We start from the raw sequence: 6,083 nt of genomic DNA, 5'->3' as shown, positions 1-6,083 counted from the left end.
GGGGTGGCTGCACTTCTACAATCACCATCGACCCCACAGCTCAACCGGCGGCAAGCCGCCGGTCACCCGGATGACCAACCTCCCCGGACATCACAGCTAGCGGAGCACCCGGTAACGCAGGTGGGTCACGCCGTTCCCGTCCAGCCGCCGGACCAGGTCCAGCTCGACCGGGTCGGTCTCGGCGAACAGCCGGCGGCCGCCGCCGAGCAGCACCGGGACCAGGTGGATCTCCATCTCGTCGAGCAAACCCGCGCGCAGCAAGGACTGTGCGGCACTCGCGCCGTGCACCATCACCGGCCGCTCGCCGGCCGCCGCCACCGCTTCGGTCACGCACGCGGTGACGTCCGTGTAGAACCGCGCGCTTCCGGGCGGCTCGTCGCCGGGGTCGACGTGGTGCGTCAGGACGTGGATCGGGACGCCGTCGTGGTGATCACCGTTCCAGCGACCGGCCAGCTCGAACGTCCGGCGGCCCGAAATCAGCGCGCCGGTGGCCAGCGCCTCGCGGTAGACCTGGCCGTTGAGACCGTCGCCCAGCCGGTCGTCCAGCCAGTTGAACAGGCGTCCGCCACCACGGCCGAGCTCCTGGCCGGCGCGGTCGTCGGGGCCCGTGACGAACCCGTCGAGGGACATCGACATGTACAGAATCACCGGGGACATGAGAACCTCCTTCACCGGTGCGTCGAACGAGCGGCGCCCGGATCGACAAGGTTCAGCCGTTTTCCCGGGCCCGGCTGATCACCTCCTCCAGACGCAGCGGGCTCGACGGGTGGTGGGTCAGGCAAAGTGGCGTCGCCACCTGGCGGAAGCCGAACGCCTCCCCCGCCACGTAGAACTGCGCGCGCTCCAGGCGTGAGATGTCCGCGACCGGGCTGCCCTTCGCGCGGGCCAGCTCGTTGGCCGCCGCGATCTGGGCCGGGCTGTTGAGGCGGCCGAAGAACTGCGTCATCGCGTTGCCGACCACCTGGTTGTGCAGGCCCTTCGGCGCCTGCGTCGCGAACAGCAGCCCGAGGCCGTACTTGCGGGCCTGGGACGCGAGCACGATCGTGCTGCGCGTGCTCGCCGTCAACGTGCCCGACGCGGCCAGTGTCTGGGCTTCGTCCATCACGAACAACGCCCCGAGCGGCCGCTCGCCCGCCGGGTTGCGCTTGATCCAGGCGAACAGCTCCATCTGCAGCTGGTTGACGAAGTTCTGCCGCTGCTCCTCCGCCGGCAGCCCGACGAAGCTGATCACCGACACCCGCGCCCGGCGCCCCGCGCCCGGGGTCAGCAGCACGCCCGGGTCCACGGGCTCGCCACCGCCGGCGAACAGCGGGTCGTTGACCATCGCCGCCTTGAGCACTTCGGCCAGGTCGGCCGCGATCCGCTTGGCGTCGTTGAGGTTGCTGACGTCCTCGGGCAGATCGGACAGCAGCTCGATCAGCTCCGGCAGGCTGCGCGCCCCGGTCCGCGCGTAGTGGATCACCGCCTGTCGCAACACCGCCAGGCCGATGTTCGCCTTCACGGTCGTCCCGGTCAGCCGGGCCTGCGGCGCCAGCGTCGCCACCGCCACCTCGACGGCCGCCGTGAACTCGTCGGCGTCGTCCAGAACCCCGGCGAAATCGGGCAGCGGCTGGAAAGCGAGCGGCCGCCCAGTCGCCCGCCCGGGCGTCCAGACCACGACGTCCGTCTCCGCCAGATAGCGCTTGGCCAGCTGAGCGTCCTCCGGCCCCCATCCGGCGGGCGGCTCGGGCCAGGCGTCACCGAGGCGGGAGAGGTCGTTGTTCGGATCCAGGACGATCGCGGAAACCCCCAGCAGAGCGCACTCCTCCACGATCCGCCGAAGCAGCACGGTCTTCCCCGACCCGGACCCGGCGAAGACCGCGGCGTGCTTGCGCAGCGCCGAAAGCCCGATCCGCACGGGCTCCCCCGACCCGACGACGGTGCCGAGGGTGACCTCCCCCTCCGCCGGCGGCGGGTGCGTCCCCTCGGCAGCCGACTGCCCCGGCGGCTTCTCCGGCAGGACCGCGGACAACAGCTCCGACCGGCTCGCGGGCCGCCGGTCGATCAGCCACTCGTGCAGCTCACGGCCGCCGGTGCCGAGCATCTTCTGCAACGCCCAGAAGGTGCGGACGTCAGCCGGGCTCGGCGGGACGGTCTTGCCTCCCGCGGTGGTGAACTTGTCGACCTCCTCCCGCGTCTTGGCGCCGCGTCCCCAGGCGTCCCGGAGGATGACGAGGTGGCGGTTGTCCGCTCCCTGCAGCTGCCCCGCCGCGGAACGGGCCTTGCGGAACCGGCTCAGCGCGGCACGCGGATCACGGGCGGCGATCGCCCGGAACGCCCAGTGCTCCTGCAGGTCCGCGGCCTCGTCGAGGGTCCGGGAGAGCCAGGCGTGCACTTCGCTGCGCCCGTTCTGGCGCTCACACGACCACTCCAGGTCATCATCACCGACTTCGGTGACCCAGCAGCGCAAAGCGGCGGAGAGGAGGTCGGGCATCGCCTTGTCCACGGTCTTCTCGGCGAGCAGCTTCTCGGGCTCCGCCTCCGCCTGCAGCTTCTCGAACTCGGCGTCGAGGTCGGCGAACCGGTCGTGCTCCACCGCTGTCCGCACCACCGGAGCGATCGGCACGGCCACCTTCTCGTCGAAGGAGGTGAGCTCCTGTGCCTGCCCGGCGCGCAGGCACAGTTCGATGTGCGCGCCGATACGCTTCAGCAGCTGCCGCGGAGTCCACTGCTCCCAGGGTTCCGCGAACGCCACGGGCGCGACGGGCCAGGTCGGGTGCGGCGGGGTGAACTCCATGGCCTGGTAGGCGACTCCGAGCCGTTTCGCCACCAGGGCCCGGCCGACTTCCGGGTCGAGGATCCGGCCGAGCGTGACGGACTCCCGGAAGCGGTCGGGCACCGTACCCGTCGACTTGCTCTTGATCTGATCCCAGGTGCTGGGCAGGCAGGCCAACACGGTGACGGTCTTGTGGGTGACTTCCCGCAGTCCCATGAGCCCGTCGGCGATCTGCGCCACGAGCAGGCCTTCCTCGGCGTTGTTCCCGATTTCCTGGGTGCGCTGGGCGGACCGGGCGAGGAGGGTGTCGAGCTGGTCTACAGCGATCACGACTGGTCCGGTCAGGGCGAGCAGACGGGTGATCTCCCGTACGAGAACACGGGCGGGCTTCGGCCGTGAGTAGATGTTCCACTGCCGGGCCTCCGGCGTGAGCTGCTCGTCACCGTCGAGGAAGTCGTCACCGATGTATTTCGCACCGCGGTCTTTGCTGGCGATGAGCACGAGGGCGCGCGCGGTATCCCCGCATTCGTCCGCGACCGTCGCGTTCAGGGACTCCACCCCCTCGATGAACGCCTCGACGTCGTCCACGGTCAGGCCGCGCCCGCGCCGGATCCTCGCCTCCACGTCGGCATCGACATGGGCTCGCAGGCACACGCGCAACAAGAACCTCTTCAGCTGCGACTCACCCGAATCGTCCGAGCGGGCCAGCCCGTGACGCAGTGCCTCCGCCGTGTTCTCCCAGAACGCGTCGGCAGCGGTGACGTCGTCGAGGAAGAAGTACCCCCGCGCACGGTGCACCTGCCGCCGGACGAGGCCCAGCAGGTGGGTCTTGCCCACCCCCTTGAGTCCGCGCAGGACCAGACCGATCGGGCTGGGACCGTCGCTGATCTTGGCGTCGCGGATGCCCGTGTCGATCGCGGCGAGGGCGTCGGCGTGCAGGCCGTCGACGTGGTACGGCGAGTCCAGCCAGACGTGATCGGGGGTGTCCGCCCAGTCGAAGCTCAGCGTCGCCAGTGCCTTGAGCTCGTCCATCACAGGGCCTCGATCGAGAGCAGGTGGTTGTCCTCACCGCCGATGCGGATCGCCGCCTCGTGGTCGGCCGCGGTGAGCGCCTTGCGGTTGTCTTCCGGGACGAGATGCACTTTGCCCGCACTGCTCAGCTTCTTGAGCACCGCGTCGACCTCCGCCGCGGGCGCGCCGAGCTTGGGCCGCAGGTCCACCAGTCCGACCCAGCCGCGCGGTTCCCGCACCAGTTCGCGGTAGGCGACGCGGATGCGCTCCTCGAGGGGCACGTTCGAGACCTCTTCCTCGGCCCGCTTGCTGTCAGGTGCTCCCGTGGCCGGCCCGAAGACGTCGAAAAGCCGCTTGTCCTCCCGATGGAGGTACCCGTTCAAACCGCCGAGCAGCACGTACAGCGCCGAAGCCAGAGTGCTCTGCCCCCGCGGCGGCGGCGGGCCGTCGGCCGCCAGCTCCTCCTCGCACCAACCCCAGCCGTCGTCGGTCAGCACGTGCACGAAGCTCTTCCTCGGCCCGGTCGGCTTGCTCTCGACGTACCCTAGATTGTTCAGGTTCGTGCGGGGCCGGCCGGTGAGAGTGAACCCCACCAGCTCCTGCAACTCCTGGTTCGGTACTTCGCGGCCCAGCACCATCAGCGTGAACATCGCCGCGGTTTCCTTGTGCTTCAAGCGATCGGTCATCCGTGATCCCTCCGGTGGTTCGGCTTCGTCGTGCTCTGGGCGCGGGCGTCGAGCGTCCGCAGGAGCCAGTCGATCGACTGGCGCACCTTAGGTGGCGCCGGGTGGTGGTCGCGGCCGTCCGGGAAGCGGGGCTTCACCGCCACCGCGAGGTCCGCCGCCAAGTCGCGGGTCCGCGCGCTGTCACCACCGCCGACGGCTGATTGCAAGGCCGCGACCAGTTCGTCGACCAGGTCCCAGCGGGACGGGCGCAGCCGCGATCCGCGGGCCTGGCCGAGCACCGAGGCCAGATCGGCCTCGTCGTCCGCGTCGACGAGCGGGGTGAACCCCTTCAGCTGGCCGGCCAGGTCGCGGGCGACCCCGTCCAGGCCGCGCGAGCCGCCGAGCCTCAGGTAGCGGAGGTTGCCGACGTAGCCCGGCAGCCCGGCCGCGTCGGTACCCGCCGTGAGCACCGGGATCACCCGGCGGTCCTGGCCGAGCGTGCGGTGCAGGAACAGCTCGACCTCGGCCGCCTGCCAGCGGCTCACCTTGCCGTCGACGAGCAGGCACAGGTGCCGCGCGTCGTCTTCGGCCCGCGCGAGCAGGGAGCGGTCGCCGGACAGGGACTTCACCACCCGGACGCCCTGCTTCTTCAGGGCGGTGACCAGCTCGTCCGCCGTGCCGACCAGCGGGCGCGGGATGCTGACGCGCAGTTCGTGCTTGAACTCCTGCCGGCTCGCCCGCACGGCGGCAACGTAGGCGTCACGGTTTTCGGCCAGCAGGTCGGTCCGGTCGAGCCGGCAGGCGATCACGGCCGCGACCGTCTCGAGCGCGAACCCGATCTGGTCCGCGCTCGGCGTCTTCTCCGAAAGCACCGGCAACTGCTCGCCGAAACTCCAGTAGGACACGTAGGGCAGCGTGAGGTGGCGGGACATCGTCTCCGGCTCGACGGCCTGGTCGAGCCAGGTCCGGTACAGCTCGGTCGTCTCGTCGACGACGATGCGGCGCCACGCTTCCGACCGGTCGTACTCCTCCCGGTTGTCGAACCGCGACAGCACCGGGAGGACGGTCAGCCGGGCGCGGTCGAACGGCAGACCGTTGCGCGCCACGTCGGCGCGCCGGGCAGCCTCCATCGCGCCGAGGATGCTCTGGCGGTTCGCCGTGAACAGCAGCACGAGGTGGTCCGGCAGATGTGCCGTGCAGATCCCGCCGATGTCGGAGATCCCGGTGCGGCTGTCGATGAGCACGAAGTCGTACCGCGCGATCCACTGCTCACGGCATCTCTCGAGGTACTCGCCGAACCCGTCGTCGTACAGGCGATCCCAATCGATCTCCTGCACCTGGCCGACGTAGCCGGATTCCTCGCTGCCGGCCGCGAGGAAGTCGAGCACACCGACGTCGGCCAGTCGCTGGACGTGCGCCTCCGGCTTGAACCGGCCGTGCCGGAAGTCGTCGACGAGGTCGACCACTCCCCCGCTCGGCCGCGCGGGCAGTCGCGGCCGGAAGTAGTCGCTCAGGCCGGGGGCCTCGAGGTCCCAGTCCAGGCAGAGCACGCGGTGACCCCACCGGGCGAGCAGCACGGCGATGTTGGCCAGCGTGAAGCTCCGGCCGACCCCGCCCTTGTAGGAGTAGAAGGTGAAGATCGTTCCCGGCAT

4 protein-coding genes are annotated in these 6,083 nt (G+C 70.5%); all 4 read right to left on the bottom strand.

Going from position 1 to position 6,083, the window contains the following annotated elements; genetic code table 11:
• Window positions 1-96: 96 nt before the first annotated feature.
• From ACGFMK_RS38415 to ACGFMK_RS38400, 4 genes are read right to left on the bottom strand one after another with little or no spacing between them, the layout of a single operon-like run.
• On the bottom strand, window positions 97-657 hold the full coding sequence (locus tag ACGFMK_RS38415; RefSeq protein WP_392773996.1) for a dihydrofolate reductase family protein: 561 nt from the start codon (window positions 655-657) through the stop codon (window positions 97-99).
• A gap of 52 nt (window positions 658-709) precedes the next feature.
• Window positions 710-3,787: an ATP-binding protein gene (locus tag ACGFMK_RS38410; protein WP_392773994.1), complete on the bottom strand. Its 3,078-nt coding sequence runs from the start codon at window positions 3,785-3,787 to the stop codon at window positions 710-712.
• On the bottom strand, window positions 3,787-4,452 hold the full coding sequence (locus ACGFMK_RS38405) for a hypothetical protein (RefSeq protein ID WP_392773992.1): 666 nt from the start codon (window positions 4,450-4,452) through the stop codon (window positions 3,787-3,789). The genes ACGFMK_RS38410 and ACGFMK_RS38405 overlap by 1 nt, the downstream gene beginning before the upstream one ends.
• The gene (locus ACGFMK_RS38400; RefSeq protein WP_392773991.1) at window positions 4,449-6,083 is read right to left on the bottom strand and encodes a CATRA system-associated protein; all 1,635 of its coding nucleotides are present in this window, start codon (window positions 6,081-6,083) and stop codon (window positions 4,449-4,451) included. The genes ACGFMK_RS38405 and ACGFMK_RS38400 overlap by 4 nt, the downstream gene beginning before the upstream one ends.

The organism is Amycolatopsis sp. NPDC049252 (genome assembly GCF_043197175.1).
GTDB lineage: Bacteria > Actinomycetota > Actinomycetes > Mycobacteriales > Pseudonocardiaceae > Amycolatopsis.
Note: the sequence above shows the minus strand (reverse complement) of the source record. Positions and strands in the feature narration are given on the sequence as shown.